At 45.8% G+C, this 16115-nt stretch carries 19 protein-coding genes and 1 pseudogene; 16 read left to right on the forward strand and 4 right to left on the reverse strand.

The genetic code is table 11. The annotated features are described in order from the left end of the window. Positions 1 to 285: 285 nt before the first annotated feature. Together DWX68_RS13240 and DWX68_RS13245 are read right to left on the reverse strand one after the other, a co-directional pair. On the reverse strand, positions 286 to 903 hold the full coding sequence (locus DWX68_RS13240) for a TetR/AcrR family transcriptional regulator (RefSeq protein ID WP_118629836.1): 618 nt from the start codon (positions 901 to 903) through the stop codon (positions 286 to 288). Positions 904 to 1050: 147 nt separating this feature from the next. After that, positions 1051 to 2043: a LysR family transcriptional regulator gene (locus DWX68_RS13245; protein WP_117796657.1), complete on the reverse strand. Its 993-nt coding sequence runs from the start codon at positions 2041 to 2043 to the stop codon at positions 1051 to 1053. 228 nt (positions 2044 to 2271) lie between these two features. On the opposite strand from DWX68_RS13245, the gene DWX68_RS13250 reads away from it, so the two are divergent. The 3 genes from DWX68_RS13250 to DWX68_RS13260 all read left to right on the forward strand — a co-directional run bounded on the left by DWX68_RS13250 (position 2272) and on the right by DWX68_RS13260 (position 5594). After that, positions 2272 to 2814, forward strand: a complete 543-nt coding sequence (locus tag DWX68_RS13250; protein ID WP_118469435.1) for a chromate transporter — start codon at positions 2272 to 2274, stop codon at positions 2812 to 2814. Next, positions 2811 to 3386 carry a chromate transporter gene (locus DWX68_RS13255; RefSeq protein ID WP_242995794.1) on the forward strand — a complete coding sequence of 192 codons (576 nt, stop codon included), beginning with the start codon at positions 2811 to 2813 and terminating at the stop codon, positions 3384 to 3386. The genes DWX68_RS13250 and DWX68_RS13255 overlap by 4 nt, the downstream gene beginning before the upstream one ends. A gap of 819 nt (positions 3387 to 4205) precedes the next feature. Next, the gene (locus tag DWX68_RS13260; protein WP_117796659.1) at positions 4206 to 5594 is read left to right on the forward strand and encodes a uracil-xanthine permease family protein; all 1389 of its coding nucleotides are present in this window, start codon (positions 4206 to 4208) and stop codon (positions 5592 to 5594) included. Positions 5595 to 5717: 123 nt separating this feature from the next. On the opposite strand, the gene DWX68_RS13265 is transcribed toward DWX68_RS13260, so the two are convergent. Both DWX68_RS13265 and tnpA read right to left on the reverse strand, forming a co-directional pair. After that, positions 5718 to 7049 (reverse strand): transposase, encoded by a 1332-nt coding sequence (locus tag DWX68_RS13265; protein WP_243027797.1) that lies wholly within the window; start codon positions 7047 to 7049, stop codon positions 5718 to 5720. Further along, the gene (gene tnpA / locus DWX68_RS13270; protein ID WP_118629838.1) at positions 6988 to 7404 is read right to left on the reverse strand and encodes an IS200/IS605 family transposase; all 417 of its coding nucleotides are present in this window, start codon (positions 7402 to 7404) and stop codon (positions 6988 to 6990) included. Before tnpA ends, DWX68_RS13265 begins: the two co-directional genes overlap by 62 nt. Before the next feature lie 440 nt (positions 7405 to 7844). Here tnpA and DWX68_RS13275 point away from each other — a divergent pair, with 440 nt between their 5' ends. The 13 genes and pseudogenes from DWX68_RS13275 to DWX68_RS13340 form a co-directional block, all read left to right on the forward strand. Beyond that, the gene (locus tag DWX68_RS13275; RefSeq protein WP_118629840.1) at positions 7845 to 8066 is read left to right on the forward strand and encodes a DUF5348 domain-containing protein; all 222 of its coding nucleotides are present in this window, start codon (positions 7845 to 7847) and stop codon (positions 8064 to 8066) included. 384 nt (positions 8067 to 8450) lie between these two features. Further along, entirely contained in the window at positions 8451 to 8642 is a 192-nt protein-coding gene (locus DWX68_RS13285) for a hypothetical protein (protein ID WP_182432197.1), read from the forward strand. Further along, positions 8639 to 9580, forward strand: coding sequence for a DUF6017 domain-containing protein (locus tag DWX68_RS13290; RefSeq protein WP_118629846.1), 942 nt, complete (start codon positions 8639 to 8641; stop codon positions 9578 to 9580). The genes DWX68_RS13285 and DWX68_RS13290 overlap by 4 nt, the downstream gene beginning before the upstream one ends. A gap of 6 nt (positions 9581 to 9586) precedes the next feature. Further along, positions 9587 to 10414 (forward strand): ParA family protein, encoded by an 828-nt coding sequence (locus DWX68_RS13295; RefSeq protein ID WP_118629848.1) that lies wholly within the window; start codon positions 9587 to 9589, stop codon positions 10412 to 10414. Continuing rightward, entirely contained in the window at positions 10371 to 11297 is a 927-nt protein-coding gene (locus DWX68_RS13300; RefSeq protein ID WP_118629850.1) for a ParB/RepB/Spo0J family partition protein, read from the forward strand. The genes DWX68_RS13295 and DWX68_RS13300 overlap by 44 nt, the downstream gene beginning before the upstream one ends. 30 nt (positions 11298 to 11327) lie before the next feature. Continuing rightward, on the forward strand, positions 11328 to 11825 hold the full coding sequence (locus DWX68_RS13305; RefSeq protein ID WP_243027799.1) for a hypothetical protein: 498 nt from the start codon (positions 11328 to 11330) through the stop codon (positions 11823 to 11825). Between the two features lie 54 nt (positions 11826 to 11879). Next, complete coding sequence (locus DWX68_RS13310; RefSeq protein WP_118629854.1) at positions 11880 to 12521, forward strand: DUF3846 domain-containing protein; 642 nt, start codon at positions 11880 to 11882, stop codon at positions 12519 to 12521. Between the two features lie 10 nt (positions 12522 to 12531). After that, positions 12532 to 12843 carry a DUF5720 family protein gene (locus tag DWX68_RS13315; protein ID WP_117416131.1) on the forward strand — a complete coding sequence of 104 codons (312 nt, stop codon included), beginning with the start codon at positions 12532 to 12534 and terminating at the stop codon, positions 12841 to 12843. 36 nt (positions 12844 to 12879) lie between these two features. After that, entirely contained in the window at positions 12880 to 13362 is a 483-nt protein-coding gene (locus DWX68_RS13320; RefSeq protein ID WP_118629856.1) for a PcfB family protein, read from the forward strand. Continuing rightward, positions 13362 to 15113, forward strand: coding sequence for a VirD4-like conjugal transfer protein, CD1115 family (locus tag DWX68_RS13325; RefSeq protein WP_118629858.1), 1752 nt, complete (start codon positions 13362 to 13364; stop codon positions 15111 to 15113). The genes DWX68_RS13320 and DWX68_RS13325 overlap by 1 nt, the downstream gene beginning before the upstream one ends. A 12-nt stretch (positions 15114 to 15125) precedes the next feature. Further along, entirely contained in the window at positions 15126 to 15446 is a 321-nt protein-coding gene (locus DWX68_RS13330) for a hypothetical protein (protein ID WP_002304332.1), read from the forward strand. A 2-nt stretch (positions 15447 to 15448) separates the two neighbouring features. Next, a complete protein-coding gene (locus DWX68_RS13335) occupies positions 15449 to 15841 on the forward strand; it encodes a helix-turn-helix transcriptional regulator (protein WP_118629860.1) in 393 nt (130 codons plus the stop codon). Between the two features lie 83 nt (positions 15842 to 15924). Then, positions 15925 to 16077: pseudogene (locus tag DWX68_RS13340) on the forward strand (Maff2 family protein); the annotation flags it as partial. Positions 16078 to 16115: the final 38 nt, after the last annotated feature.

Raw genomic sequence — 16115 nt, forward strand, 5'->3', positions numbered from 1 at the left:
GTGTTCAATTTTGGAAAACAATTTTTAGATGAATGCACTCACTGAATATGTTCATTTAAAAAATACCACAGGTTCAGGGCATAAGTCAATAATTAATCTGATAATTTGTTAATTTCATTTATTATAACAGAAATAGTTGAAAGAAATTGTAATATATGAATTAATATAGACAGAATACAGGATGTACAGAAGTCTGAACGATAGTTTATAGACAAAACACCGGAATGGAATTGTGATGAATGCCCAACAGTTCCATTCCGGTATCTAAAAAGAAATTTCACGAAATTAAATCGGTTTTCTAATATATGAAAAGATGATTTCCCACCATTTTAATGCCTGGGTGTCGATATCAAACTGTCTGCGCCGCAGCAGCCAGTCCAGAAGCATTCCGCGGCTCGACTGGAGCATCAGATCATAGAAATCATATTCGTCTAAATCTGCCCGGATGGAACCTTCCTTCTGGCAGGCTTCAAACAGGAAATGATAAATCTGGTAGAGAGCGCGGCTTCCATCCGTCAGGGTGGATTCCTCCTGCTGATTCCGGAGGTTGTAGATATAGAGGCTCCGCAGGTTGCTGTAGCTGGAAACGGCTTTCTGGACGAAGAAATAAAAGCGGGCAAGCTTGTCCATGGCGGACAGATCCCTGTATTTTGCATGGGTACTCAGCTGCTCATAGAAGTTGACGTAGAGATCGTCCAACGGTTCCGCATTCTGCGCCGCCATCTCTTCTTTATTTTTAAAATAGCGGTAGATGGAGCCGACCGAGGTCTGAGCCGCATCCGCAATATCCTGGATGGTGACATCCTCGAATCCCTTTGTTTCAAAGAGATCAAGCGCACAGGTCAGGATGCGTTTCCGCGTTTCCAGCGCCTGCTGTTTTCGTTTGGTTAAATTTTCGCTCATATATGTCCATGCAGAAGCGCACCGTCTTCTGCCCCTTCCTGAAATTCATGGTAAATAAGTATCCTGATTTTATTATATCGGATTTTGTGTAAATATGCCAATGAAAAAAGTGTAAAGTCAATTGAATTTATAGGATAAAATTCATATTTATGAAATAGCGGTGGCATGGAAACTTTGGAAAAACGCATTCCCCACCAGCGATAAACTCCGTTCCTTCCGTTTGACCAGACAGATACTTGAGTGGATCTGGGGCTGGGTGATGATCCGGCGGATCAGGGCGGGATCGGAATTTAAACAGAGGGCAGATTCAGGCGCGAGCGCGATGCCCAGCCCTTCGGACGCCCATAAAAGGGCGGTTCTGGCATCGTCGGCAATGCAGACGATGTTCGGTTCCAGCGCCTGTTCCTCAAAATATCCCAGAATCAGCGGCTGCCAGCGGCGGTAAAGGATGAGCGGCGCGCGGGTGAGGGCGGAGAGGGGAAGAGATGTGGGCGTATGGCTTTTTTGTGGTTCGGAAGCGTCGGATGCAGGCATAGGGTGGGAACTTTGAATCACAGAACCAGTGTCGGATGGAGGAATATCGGTCAGAAGGGCATTCGGGCATTCCTGGTAATGGCTCCAGATCATTTCGCGCCCGATCGCCAGAAATGCCTCCGGCGGCAGTGTCTGCATCTCCAGCCCGGCTTTGGCAAATGGCGTCCGGATCACGGCGAGGTCGATCTGGTTGGAGTGAAGCAGATCGAGCAGGTGGTAGGAATTGGACTCATGGAGTTCAAACAGGGCTTTGGGATAGGATCGCCGGAATGGGGCAAGATAATGCCGGGTCACAAATTCGACGGCGGAGGAGATGATGCCAAGGCGCACAACGCCCTGAATCTCCTGTTTCTGTGCAGTCAGCTCCGTGCAGGCAGCCTGGCTCAGATCGAGGATCGCAAGCGCCCGGTCGTAGAACGTCTTTCCAGCAGGTGTCAGTCGGATGCGGCGGGAACCGCGCTCAAACAGCGTCACACCCAGTTCTGCCTCCAGAAGCTTCATCTGGTGGCTGAGCGGAGGTTGTGAGATATTCAGTTTTTTGGCTGCCTGGGAAATATTTCCCTCGTTGACGATGGTGGTGAAGTAGGATAACTGGCGAAGTTCCATAAATGCTCCTTCCTGTTCGGATTCGTTGTAAAACTGTGTATACGGCAGATATATTATATAACAAAATCCGATAGAATAACAGACGAACTATATCTTTTCGATATATATTCTATATCCGAATGGTATTTTTCAGACTCCTTGAATTCTGGTATGATACATAAGCAGGTATATACTGGAAATTCCAGAGAAATAAAAGTGTAGGGATAATACGGAAGGGAGTGGGCAGAAATGAAAGAACTGCTGGATATGTTTCTGACGTTTGCCAGAATCGGAGGGTTTACCTTCGGCGGCGGATATGCGATGCTGCCGATGCTGCAGAAAGAGGTAGTCAATGGACGCCATTGGGCGACGGATGAAGAATTGATGGATTACTACGCGATTGGTCAGTGTACACCGGGTATCATCGCGGTCAACACGGCGACGTTTGTCGGTTATAAGAATCGGGGAATTCCAGGGGCGATTGCGGCGACACTGGGAGTCATTGCGCCGTCGCTTGTCATCATTATGATTATTGCGGCATTTATTTCTAACTTTATTGAACTTAGCTTTGTGAGCAGCGCCTTTGCAGGCATCCGCGCCTGCGTTTGTGTGCTGATCGGCAGTGCGGTTGTCAAGCTGGCGAAGAAATCGCTGGTTGATAAAGGAGCGATCGCGATTGCGGCGGTTGTGTTTGTACTGTCACTGTTTACATCGGTTTCCCCGGCGCTTCTTGTTGTCGTGGCGGGTGCGATCGGGATTGTACTGAAGGGCGGAAAGGGGGAGAAGAAATGATGCTGATACTTGAATTATGCTTCCGCTTCTTCTGCTGCGGACTGTTTGCGATTGGAGGCGGACTGGCGACCCTCCCGTTCCTTTACAATATTTCCAAGGAGACGGGATGGTATACCTTTAATGATATTTCCAACATGATCGCTGTCTCCGAGTCCACACCGGGACCGATGGGAGTCAATATGGCGACCTACGTCGGCTTCCATATTAAGGGGATTCTCGGCGGACTGGCAGCGCCACTCTCACTGGTGCTTCCGTCGGTCATCATCATTGTGATTATCTCGAAGATTCTCGATAAGTTTAAATCCTCTTCGATCGTACAGAATGCCCTCTATGGTCTGCGCGCGGCATCTACCGCCCTGATTGCGGCAGCCGGTATCGGCGTGGCAAAGATAGCGTTCCTCCATGTCGGCGAGGATGGCAGCCTGGCGTTTTCCGAGCTGTTTTCCATCATCAACTGGAAAGCGATCGTACTGTCGCTTGCGATCTGGTACGGCTTAGTTAAATGGAAAAAGCACCCGATCCTCTATATCGTGGTGGCGGCTGTGGCCGGAATCGTTTTCCAGTTCCACTAGGGAAGATAGAAGAAAATAGAACCATTTCCAGAAGAGGTAGTTCGGTATCGGCATATTCTTTTGGGGTGGTTCTTTTTTGTCATAGGAAGCTTCGTCCTATAAAACAAAAAATACAAGAAAACGCGATCGCAAAGCGCGATAATAGTTAGAAACAGAACAAATAAAACAGAAATACACAACAATTACAAAAATATAATCAGATAAATAAAGAAAAATATGGAAAATAATTAGAAATAATGCTTGACAAAATGAAAATTATCTAGTAGAATAAAACCATCAAAAGAAACAGAGATAACCCCAACAAACGGTTACCATAGTTTCTAGGACGAAATAAGGAACAAGGAGGACGGTCCAATGGGATAGTTAGTTACTAAAAAACATGATCATGGTTTTAAAAACCGAATTTATCCAATTAAATAAAAAGATAAAAATCGGTATCGATGGAATCCATCATCATACAATCTCTAAAAGAGTTTACATAGATACATGTAATCAAAGGAGGAGATTCATATGAAAGGAAGAGGTCCATAGCACATTTAAAACAAAATATAAAAGAAAGAGAGGTTATATAGTGAAACTTCGGGATATTTCATAAAAGAGCTGTCTGATGACGAGAAAGTCGGACAGCTCTTTTTTTGTGCAATAGGAAATTCCTTGGAATTCCCCATTACACAAAAAGGCACATTCTTTGTTTTGTTTACAGAAAATCGAAGCAAGCGCGGCAGAAAGGTTGACGAATGAAGTCAAAAAGGATATTCTGGAAAATGAAAATGATGTACATTATAAAATGAAGGGAATTGTTGGAGGTATCTATCTAAAATGAATGAAAACGACATGGTCATTAAAGACGCCAGAACACTGGGTCTGCCGAAGATGCTGCTTTTAGGTTTGCAGCATATGTTTGCGATGTTCGGCGCGACGATCCTGGTGCCGATTCTGGTCAATACCTATTTTGAGGGAGAGGGACTTTCGATTCAGGTAACGCTGATGTGTGCGGGTCTGGGAACACTGTTTTTCCATGCCTGCTCTAAGTTAAAAGTCCCGGCGTTCCTCGGTTCCTCGTTCGCATTCCTCGGTGGATTTGCGACGGTGGCAAACTTGGACAGCGGTATTTTTGCAGATATGACGATGGGCGAGAAATTGCCATATGCCTGCGGCGGTATCGTGGTAGCGGGTGCGCTGTACCTGATTCTGGCGCTGATCATCAAGCTGGCAGGCGTGGAGCGCGTCATGCACTATCTGCCGCCGGTTGTGACAGGTCCGATCATTATCTGTATCGGACTTTCACTGGCGCCGTCCGCGATCGCCAACGCATCGACAAACTGGCTGATTGCGTTGATCGCGCTGGGAACCATCATCGTTTTTAATATCTGGGGCAAGGGAATGTTCAAGATCATTCCGATTCTGATGGGCGTTGTGATCTCCTATGCAGCGGCAGCAGTCTTCCAGATGATGGGAATGACAAACCCGGACGGAAGTGCGATCCTGAATTTCTCAGAGGTAGCGACGGCTTCCTGGGTCGGACTTCCTCCGTTCCAGCTGTGCAAATTTGACCCGACGGCGGTCATGGTAATGGCGCCGATCGCGCTTGCGACGATGATGGAACATATCGGCGATATGTCGGCGATCTCCGCGACGGTCGGAGAAAATTTCCTTGCGGATCCGGGACTGCACCGGACGCTGGTCGGCGATGGTATCGCAACATCTCTGTCGGCACTCGTTGGCGGTCCTGCCAATACGACTTACGGTGAAAATACGGGCGTTCTGGAATTAAGTCGTGTTCATGACCCGCGTGTCATCCGGATTGCAGCTGTCTTTGCTGTGATTCTGAGCTTTATTCCGAAGATGGCAGAGGTCATCGGTTCGATGCCGTCTGCAATCATCGGCGGCGTTAGTTTCATGCTATACGGTATGATCTCCGCGATCGGTGTCCGCAACGTGGTCGAAAACCAGGTGGATTTAACCAAATCCAGGAACTTGGTAATCGCTGCGGTGATTCTGGTCTGCGGGCTGGGATTCTCCGACGGTCTGACCTTTGAGGTGGCAGGAACTTCGGTTACTCTGACAGGTCTTGCGATCGCAGCGATTGCGGGCGTTCTGCTCAACGTGATTCTTCCGGGTAATGATTACCAGTTCGGCAAGAATTTACAGGGCGACATCAACCGCGGTGTGGCGATCAATCCGAATCCGAAGAAACGGCAGGAATAAAAAACACAAAAATTTTCAGTTGTGAACTACATCGGCAATTGAATTACCGAGCATCTGATTACGAAGCATAGCTCCGTAGCTTCAGAGGTGCGTCCATGACACCCGTACTGCTACCCAGATGGGTTACACAGCTACTTTTATTGTTTTTGTACTGCTCAGCCCGGTTACGGGCATATCAATCTTTTTGCCGGATACGGCATGATACTTTCTCAAAATGTTATAAGCTCCTACTGCATCTGCATTGTAGATCACGGTATCTACAATGTAGATGCCACGCTTTTTTCGATTCCTTTTCTCTGCATAAATGTGCGATACTTCTTCTGACTGCGGCGGACATTGACTGGAATAACTTTCTTCCTGTCTTATCAGGCAAATCCCTTTCATTTTAAGCTTATATTCTAACTGCATATAGATACGGGCATATGGCAGACTGTGAAGCTTCTGGTTCGTTTTCCTCCCCAGGTTTCTCTCTTTACGAATCCCCTTTATATCTCCAATTACAACCGTATGAATATCATTCTTTACACAATAGTTCGTGATATATCGTGTCATCTTATGAATGTAATCCTTGATACAGTCATTTTTCTTTCGATAGAGTTTCTGCAGATGCTTAGATCTTTTCGGATCCTCCATTTCCCTTGCAGCCTGGATCCGGTCCCGTTGTGACTGGACTCTCGCGATTTCCTTGTTATAAAAATAAGAAAGAGAAAGATATTCCCTTCCAATAATAAAAGTTTTCCCTACATTATCATAGCAAGTCATAAGATTATGCAAGCCCAGATCAATCGACAGATAATGTCCATTGTCCTCTTCTGGCAAAACATCTTCCACCTCATAAATAACAAGGATCCTGCTGGTTCCGTCATTTGCCGGAGGATATATTTTTATCTGTTTTATGATATCCATGTTTGAAAAAACAGGATTTTTCAAATAAAGGTATGCGGCACGAATATCATAGGTATGAGCCATATATTCCTTCAGCTTTTTTGGTAAAGAAAGTCTTACATTAAAAGAGCCGTTTTCATGTTGAATACCATTTTGCATATAGGTAATCGGCATTTTATCTTTCTTATATCTTGGTGTTCCCGGATTCTCGATACCTCCACTTTCTTTTAACCGGTAAAAAGATTTCCATGACTTGTCCAAAAGCTTGCAGATTTCCTGTGCAGTCTGTGACGGGAGTGATTTGAACCACAGATCATCTTTATGCTTGGACTTCTGATAATACCAGTCAGGATATTTCTCCAATCCCAGATTTTTGTAGTTGTTTCTTTCATAATTGCAAACATTCCAAAGCTTGTAAGCCGCATAACACATGTGTCCTACAATATTTGCATCATTTTTATTTAATACAATGGTTGTTTCATGTGTTAACAGCATATTTTTCCTCCTTCTAGTAAGATTTGCTCTGATGCTCGATATAGCGTCGGATATTTTCTTCCGACACCGAACCAATTGTTTCTACATAATATGAGTGATTCCAAAGCTGACCTTTCCAAAGTTTCTGGCGGAGCGCCGGATATTTTTCAAAGAGTTTTCTTCCGGTAATTCCTTTTAAATACTTTACAATATCTGTCACTGACAGTTTCGGCGGTGCAGACACAAAGCAATGGATATGATCACCTTCACCAACTTCAAAAAGATGAACCGTAAAACCTTTATCGGATGCTATCTTCTGAATCAGTTCTTTCAGATAAATCTCAATCTCTGCTGATAAAATTTTCCTGCGATATTTCACAGACCACACCACATGGTAATTAATATTATAGACACAAGTTCTCGAATGTATTAAATTCTCTTTCATACACATAGTATACTATCATACAGAAAGAAATGCAAGCAAAATCGAACATGCTTTCGATTTTGCTTGCATTTCAGACGCTTTCATCTCGGCAATTGAATAACCGAGGATTCTCGCTTATTATCCTAAAATTGGGACGAACCATTTCAGATGTATAATCCGCCTGCATTTCCACATACTACCCATAAGACACACGATATGGCAAACGTGGTATGCAGGAGGAAGAATCATGAAAGCTACAGGAATTGTGAGAAGAATCGATGATTGAGTTATAATAGGACAAAAGTTCAGAAGCCTTGAAAATACCGGGTTTTCGCTGATTTTGTCCAAATTCTCAGATTGAATTATCTCCGGAGCATATATAAAGGTAAGAACTTTTTACTTCAAAACGACCTTGTATATGATGCCAGAAAATTGGTGAAACTCAAAGTATAAGGAGGTCTGAGAGAATGAAGCAAGGTGTTTTGATACATGATCCTAAGTCTGACCGTATGGATGTGCGATTTAGCTTGGAGGAATATTACGGCGGTTTGCATTGTGGCACCTGCATGGATGTCTTTGTAAACAACCGGTGGAAACCTACCCGCATTGAAATGGATTGGGGCGATAAAGGTTGGTACCTCGTAGGGGTTCCGACTGATTCCCTCGTTGGTTTGCGAGTGCGGATTTAACAGAAGATAAGCGACAGGCGTGTCTCCTTTTCTGGGTGACACGCCTTACAACTGAATACATGATACATAGAGCGTTTATTCGCCCCTTCGCACGGGGCTGGGTAGACGCTCTTTTTTTATGCCCAAAATCCAAGGGCAAATCTGAATGATTGGAGGTTTTGATTTTGAGTAAAACTATTTATGCCGCAGACAAGCCGAGCGATTGCCATTACTGCTACTTTTGGAAGAACAAGGGATGTCGTCTGGGTAAAGAAAATTGCTACTACTTAATCTCTGTACCCCCGAAGCCAAAGTCTGAATGTGACGGTTGCCCTTATGGTCGCCATCATCCCTGCATTGGCTGGTGTACTAAGAAGGTTATGGGAGAAATGGGGGTTCGCTGATATGAAAGAATACGAACGCAATCGCTCTGACAAGCCAAGCTGTTGTAAAAACTGTGAATACCATCAGACCAGATGGAAGTATCGCTCTTGTTACTTCGTGCGCTGTCCGTATGGCGTGAAGAATACCACTTTCCGCAAAACCCCTCTTAAGAAAGAACACTTCCCGGAGAAAGAGGTGGTGAAAAATGAGTGATGTATGACGAATTTTTCGGTATTGAAGAATCTGAACAGTACGCCTTTTATCGTGTCCCTAAATTACTGTTCACTTCAGATCGTTTCTGGAATCTATCAACGGATGCAAAGATGCTCTATGGGCTGCTTCTCGACCGTATGGCTTTGTCACAAAAAAACGGATGGGTTGACGAACAGGGCAGAGTCTACATCATCTACACCGTGGAGAACATTATGCAATCTCTCGGTTGTGGGAATAAAAAAGCAATTCAGCTACTTGCCGAACTGGAAAACAAGGCAAATCTGATTTTGCGTAAGAAACAAGGTCTTGGGAAACCAAACCTGATCTATGTGAAGAAATTTACCGTGGTTGCAAGGGCTGTGGAAAGACACTTCTTGAAGTGTGAAAATGACACTTCTGGAAATTTCCAAACAACAGCTCAGGGAGTGTCGAAAGAACACGGTAATAATACTGATAAAAATAATACTGAATTTAATGATACTGATTCTATCTTTCCTTCCGGAAATGGTGGAATGATGGACGAGAATGACCGGTATCAAGAATACTTTGATTATTTCTCGGATCAGCTCAGTATGGATTTGTTGAAGAAGGATTACCCTTACGATTCCGAAATGTTGGATAACATTCTGGAGTTGATTGTTGAAACGGTTTGCACAAAGCGACCGTTGATTCGCATTGGTGCAGAGGAGCGTCCGGCAGAAATTGTCCGCAGTCGGTTTATGAAACTGAATGTCGAACACATTCGATATGTTATGGACTGCTTCAAAGAGAACACCACAAAGATTAGAAATATCCGTCAGTATATGCTGACTACGATATACAATGCGCCGACGACAATAGACACCTACTACGATGCTCTTGTTCGGCACGATATGTCACACGGATATTTGGAAGGAGGATTTAAGAAATTGAAAATGAAGCGAGAGGAAGGAGAGTGACGAAAAATGTCGAAAAAAGCAACCATCATTGCGGTGGTCAATCAGAAAGGAGGAACCGGCAAGACCACCACCACCGAGAATCTGGGCGTTGGCTTGGCTCTTGAAGGGAAAAAGGTGCTTCTGGTAGACACCGATCCCCAGGCTTCCCTGACGGTCAGTTTGGGCAATCCCTGCCCGGATGATCTGTCTCCGACACTTTCCGATCTGATGGGAAAGATTATGATGGAAAACCCCATTGCTCCCGGCGAAGGGATTCTTCATCATCCGGAGGGCGTTGATCTGGTGCCATCCAACATCGAACTGTCAGGTATGGAAGTAGCACTGGTCAATGCCATGAGCCGGGAAACCATTCTCAGGCAATACCTGGATACGGTCAAACAGAACTATGATTACATTCTTCTGGACTGTATGCCTTCTTTGGGTATGCTGACCGTCAATGCGTTGGCAGCTGCCGACAATGTGCTGATACCGGTTCAGGCAGCATACCTTCCTGCAAAGGGTCTGGAACAGTTGCTTGGAACCATCAACAAGGTCAAGAGACAAATCAACCCCAAACTGAAAATCGAAGGGATTCTTCTGACAATGGTAGACAGCCGAACCAACTACTCCAAGGACATCAGCAATCTGATTCGGGAGAGCTACGGTGGAAAGCTGAAAGTCTACAAGACAGATATTCCCCGTTCTGTCCGTGCAGAGGAAATCAGCGCAGAGGGAACCAGTATCTTTAAGCATGATCCCAAAGGCAAAGTTGCCGAAGCCTATAAAGTTCTGACGAAGGAGGTGTTAAACAATGCAGAAAAAAGGCGCAAACATCAGCTTGAAGGGGTACGATGATATTTTCTCCACCGATCAATCCAGAGCTGAAGCCCAGCAGGAGCGTGTGCAGGAAATTCCGCTTTCTGAGTTACACCCCTTTGAGGGACATCCGTTCCGAGTGGTAGACGATGAGGAAATGATGAAAACGGCAGAGAGCGTCCGAGATTTCGGAGTTCTCACTCCGGCGATTGTACGTCCTGACCCCGACGGTGGTTATGAAATCGTTTCTGGTCACAGGCGGCATCGGGCATCGGAGCTTGCGGGTAAGGAAACTATGCCTGCGATTGTTCGTGACCTGGATGATGATGCCGCCATTATTTTGATGGTCGATGCGAATTTGCAGAGAGAAACCATTCTTCCGAGCGAACGAGCATTTGCTTACAAGATGAAGCTGGATGCGATTAAGCATCAGGGCGAACGGACAGATTTAACTTCTGCCCAAGTTGGGCAGAAGTCGTGGGCGGTGAATCAGGTTGCTGAGCAAAGTGGCGATAGCCGTGTGCAGGTTCAAAGGTATATCCGTCTGACCGAACTGATTCCTGAACTGTTGGATATGGTGGATACGGGTCAGATCAAATTCAATCCTGCGGTAGAGCTTTCCTATCTGGCAAGTGAAGAACAGCAGGATTTTCTTTCTGCAATGGATTATGCTCAAGCAGCCCCTTCCCTTTCGCAAGCACAGCGAATTAAAAAGCTCGCACAGGAGGGCGAGTGTACGCTGGATGCGATGTGCGAGATTATGAATGAGATCAAGAAGGGAGAGCTGGACAGAGTAACCTTCAAAACGGATTCGTTGCGAAAATACTTCCCGAAGTCCTATACCAACAAGCAGATGGAGGATAAAATCATTCAGCTTTTGGAACAGTGGCAGAAAAAAAGAGAAAAATCTATGGAAAGGTAAGGTGAACCATTGTTGTTCAACGAAAGAGAAATGAGCCTTGCGCTCGCAAAATTATTTGAGTTGTTTTCCCCGTCCGATTACGAGGCTTTTGACGAGGAAGAAATCGGCTATGTCGGTGGGCTGTGCCTGCCGGAAATCTGTATGGCATTGAAGGATGCGGTTCAGACCGTGTATCAGTATTCCGTAACCGGCGGATACGAAAAGAGCTTTGACTACCGTGGAGTGGAACTGTTCAATCAGCGTGGCTGTCTGATTATTTCTGATGTGGAGCAGATGGTCTTTGATGAAGCAAAAACGACCTATGCAACGGAACTCTGGCTTCTGGAGGATATGAGCTTTGCTATCGTTCACTGTGTCAAGATGAAGATTGGTTCTGAGGATACAGGATATGTGACAGAGTATCGGGCATTCAAAAAGCCATTGGAAACTTCGGACGATTTGTTCTTCTCCCCTGAATCACTGATTGAGGAACTGGAGTCCATGTGCATCCCCCAGTGGGAGCATGAAGCGACTATTTATGAACTGTAACAGGTTCATGGATGGTCGCTTTTCTTATTTCCAAAGAAACGGAGGTATTGAAACTTGAAAGAATACGATGTGAAGATTACCGAAACCTTGGAGAAAACGGTTACGGTGCAAGCAGAATCTCACGATGCGGCAGAGGAACAGGTTAGAGCCGCTTATTACAATTCGGAGTACATTTTGGACTCCGAAAACTTTACCGGTGTTGCGTTCGGCACGACCGAGGAACGGGAGGTTCAGAAAGAACAGGCAGATACCATGAATGTGTTGCTGGTAAAGCCGTTCATGTATCCGCAGGCTGTGCAGATCGGCTGTGAGCTGGAAGATTTGCAGAAAGCCGTAGGTGGCGATATTGAGGCAACTTATCCGTTCAATGAGCCGGTTGCACTGGTCATGCACGACGAAGGTAAACTCGTAGGCAAAGAACTGAACCGTGCGCTGCGTGATGATGACGGTGATATTTATGACATTGTAGCCGGAGATTTCCTGGTTGTGGGATTGGGCGAGGAGGACTTTTGTTCCCTCTCCCCAGAACTGATGAAGCAGTTTGAGGAACACTTTCATCAGCCTGAGACTTTTGTACGCATGGGGCGCAGCATTATGGCGCTTCCCCTGCCGGATGACATGGTGAAGAAAGAAGATGCACCTGTCAAAACTGATACGGTTCCCCACAAAAGTAACCCTGACCGAGATGTTCTGTAAGGAGGTTCTTATGCAAAGAAATTCGACGATTGGAGAGCTGATGGAGCGAAAGCGGATTCAGGATGGTGCCAAGGAGTACCAGGGGCATACCTATATGGACTTGGCACGATTTGATGAAGCCACCAAGCACATGATTATTTTCGATGTGCTGACCGATGAATCGCCTGTCGGTTGGAAAGGCGAAAGAAATCGCCTGTATTTGAGCGATGTGGGTTATCAGAAGGCTCTGGATAACCAGAAAGCTGGCAATATCAAGATTATCAGCCATGCCGCAGTTGCCAAGGGCAATCTGTATTACGACCACAGAGATATGGCACGATAATCTGTTCACTCTACTGCTTGCAGGAGGTGATGAATCATGCAGGAAGAAGTTGAAAACAGGACAGTAAACCTGGCGATCAGCACAACCAAGCTGACAGGGCGCACTATCATTGCCGGTATCCGCAAGTATTTACAGCACCGGGAAAAAGTGAAGATGAAAAAAGCACGAGACCCTGCCGTTCATGGAAAGCAATCCGTGAAACAGCTTTTGGGACAGAATCAGGGTGCTACGAATGTTGAGATCGACAAAGAGGGTATCCGTGATTTTGAAAAGCTCGCCAAGAAGTACGGCGTGGACTTTGCCGTAAGAAAAGATAAGTCCGTTGATCCTCCCCGGTTTCTTGTTTTTGTCCGTTCCAAAGATGCAGATGCTTTGGATGCAATCTGCAAGGAACATCAGGCAAGGACATTAACCAAGAATGAAAAGCCGAGCGTTCTGGCGCAGCTGAAGAAGTTCAAGGAAATTGTCGCAGCGATTCCGAAGAAGGTTCGAGAGAAGAAACAGGAGCGTGATCTGTGATGGATAAGAGAAAAATGAAAAAGCTCCTGATTCTGAATTTACCGTATTTTCTGGTAGGATTGTTCGCTACGAATTTAGGAGAAGCATGGAGATTGGCTGAGGGTGCAGATTCATCTGCAAAAATCCTCAGCTTTTTTCATGCCCTTCCGATAGCCCTGAACAATCCGCTGCCCAGCTTTCATCCATTGGATTTGCTGATTGGTATTCTCTGCGGCGCAGGACTTCGGTTGGCTGTTTATCTAAAAGGCAAAAACGCAAAGAAGTACCGGCACAATGTTGAGTACGGTTCTGCTCGCTGGGGAACGGCAAAAGATATTGAGCCGTTTATTGCGCCAAAGTTCGAGGACAATGTGATCCTGACGAAAACGGAGCGGCTGATGATGAGCAATCGTCCGAAGAATCCTGCCAATGCCCGAAATAAGAATGTTCTGATTATCGGCGGTTCGGGTTCCGGTAAAACTCGCTTTTGGTTGAAGCCAAACCTTCTCCAGATGCACAGCTCCTATGTGGTCACTGACCCCAAAGGCAGCATCGTGATTGAGTGCGGCAACGCCCTTTTGAAGCATGGCTACAACATCAAGATTTTCAACACGATCAACTTTCGGAAGTCGATGCACTATAACCCTTTTGCCTATATCCATTCAGAAAAAGATATTCTGAAACTGGTGACAACGCTGATTGCCAACACAAAGGGCGATGGAAAAGCCGGTGACGAGTTCTGGACGAAGGCGGAAACGCTGCTCTACTGTGCCTTGATCGGATATATCCACTATGAAGCCCCGGTTGAGGAACAGAATTTCTCCACCCTGATTGAGTTCCTGAACGCAATGGAGGTGCGGGAAGATGATGAGGAGTTCCAGAACCCGGTGGATCTGATGTTTGAAGCCCTGGAAAAGAAAAAGCCGAATCACTTTGCAGTCCGTCAGTATAAAAAATACAAGCTGGCTGCCGGCAAGACCGCTAAGTCGATTTTGATTTCCTGCGGCGCTCGTCTGGCTCCTTTTGATATTCAGGAGGTCAGAGATGTGACTGCCTATGACGAGTTGCAGTTGGATACCCTCGGAGATAAGAAAACGGCGCTCTTTCTGATTATGTCAGATACGGATGCGACGTTTAATTTTTTGATCTCCATGATTTACACACAGCTGTTTAACTTGCTGTGCGAGAAAGCAGATGATGTGTACGGCGGCAGACTGCCGGTTCATGTACGCTGCCTGATTGATGAGATGGCAAACATCGGTCAGATTCCCAATCTGGAAAAACTGGTAGCGACAATCCGAAGCCGTGAAATATCAGCTTGCCTTGTTCTCCAGGCACAATCACAGTTGAAAGCCATTTATAAAGACAATGCCGATACCATCATCGGCAACATGGATTCCCGAATTTTCCTGGGTGGTTCTGAGCCAACCACGCTTAAAGAACTGAATCAGGCATTGGGAAAAGAAACTATCGACACCTACAACACCTCCAACACCAGAGGTAACAGCCCGTCTTACGGTTTGAATTATCAGAAGTTAGGCAAAGACCTTGCGAGCGTAGATGAGCTTGCGGTTCTGGATGGCAGCAAGTGTATTTTGCAGTTGCGTGGCGTCAGACCGTTTCTTTCTGACAAGTACGATCTGACGCAGCACCCCAACTATAAGTACACATCAGACTTTGATAAGAGAAATGAGTTCAACATTGAGCAGTTTCTGAGTCGAAGGTTGAAGCTCAAGGCAGGTGATGAGTTTGTGGTAGTCGATGCGGATTAAGGAGGTTTCTGTTTGGAAAATCTGAAAACGGTATCTGCCCTGGTTAAGAACATCTTGGAACACGACCACAAGGCAAGAAATACCGACAATCATTTGTACCTGATGGTACTGGAACACTATTCCGGTCTGCGTGGCATCGACATTCATGCCATGACGGTTCCTGTGTTTTTGAAGGAACTGGATAGACGCAGCTTTCCGGGGTTTGAAACTGTCCGCAGAAGCAGACAGAAAGTGCAGGCAACCTACCCTGACCTTGCTCCTAGTGAAGCCGTAGGCAAACGCAGAGCAAAAAATGAGGTTGTATATCGAGAATTTGCAGAAAGCGAGGTGTAAAAATGACCTGGTGGATCACAGATACCTCTATTGGGCAGCGTTTGAAGTTCATTAGACGATTTCGCCGCCTTACCCAGAAAGAGCTTGGACTCCTGATGGGGTATTCCGAGAAAACAGCGGATGTCCGTATTGCTCAGTATGAGAAAAACGCTCGAACCCCTAATGCAGAAACCACAGCGAAACTCGCAGAGGTTCTGAAGGTTTCACCTGCTGTTTTTTCACCGACGATCTGTGCTTCTCGTGAAGATTTGTTGCAGTCAATGTATTGGCTGTTTCTTATGAAAGGTGGTGGTGATATATATGATTGTGAAACTGAATATGCAAGAAGCAGAATGGAACAGAAACTTGGCGTGATAACCGTCGAGGAGTTCCTTGAAAAGATTCTCGCAAACTAAGCCTTCCGTCCGGTTTTGATGCCGGTAGTACGGAGGGCTTTTTCTATTCTCAAAACAATTTCAAATTTTAGGAGGAAAATATTATGGCATTTTTCAATAGCGCAGTAACCGTTCTTCAGACTCTCGTTATCGCTCTGGGCGCAGGTCTTGGCATCTGGGGTGCAATCAATTTGCTTGAGGGCTACGGCAACGATAACCCCGGCGCAAAGTCCCAGGGCATGAAGCAGTTCATGGCTAATTAAAGGGAACAAAAAGAAAGGAAAAGCCAATCCAG

The organism is Clostridium sp. AF20-7, assembly GCF_003479275.1.
Classification (GTDB): domain Bacteria; phylum Bacillota; class Clostridia; order Lachnospirales; family Lachnospiraceae; genus Otoolea; species Otoolea fessa.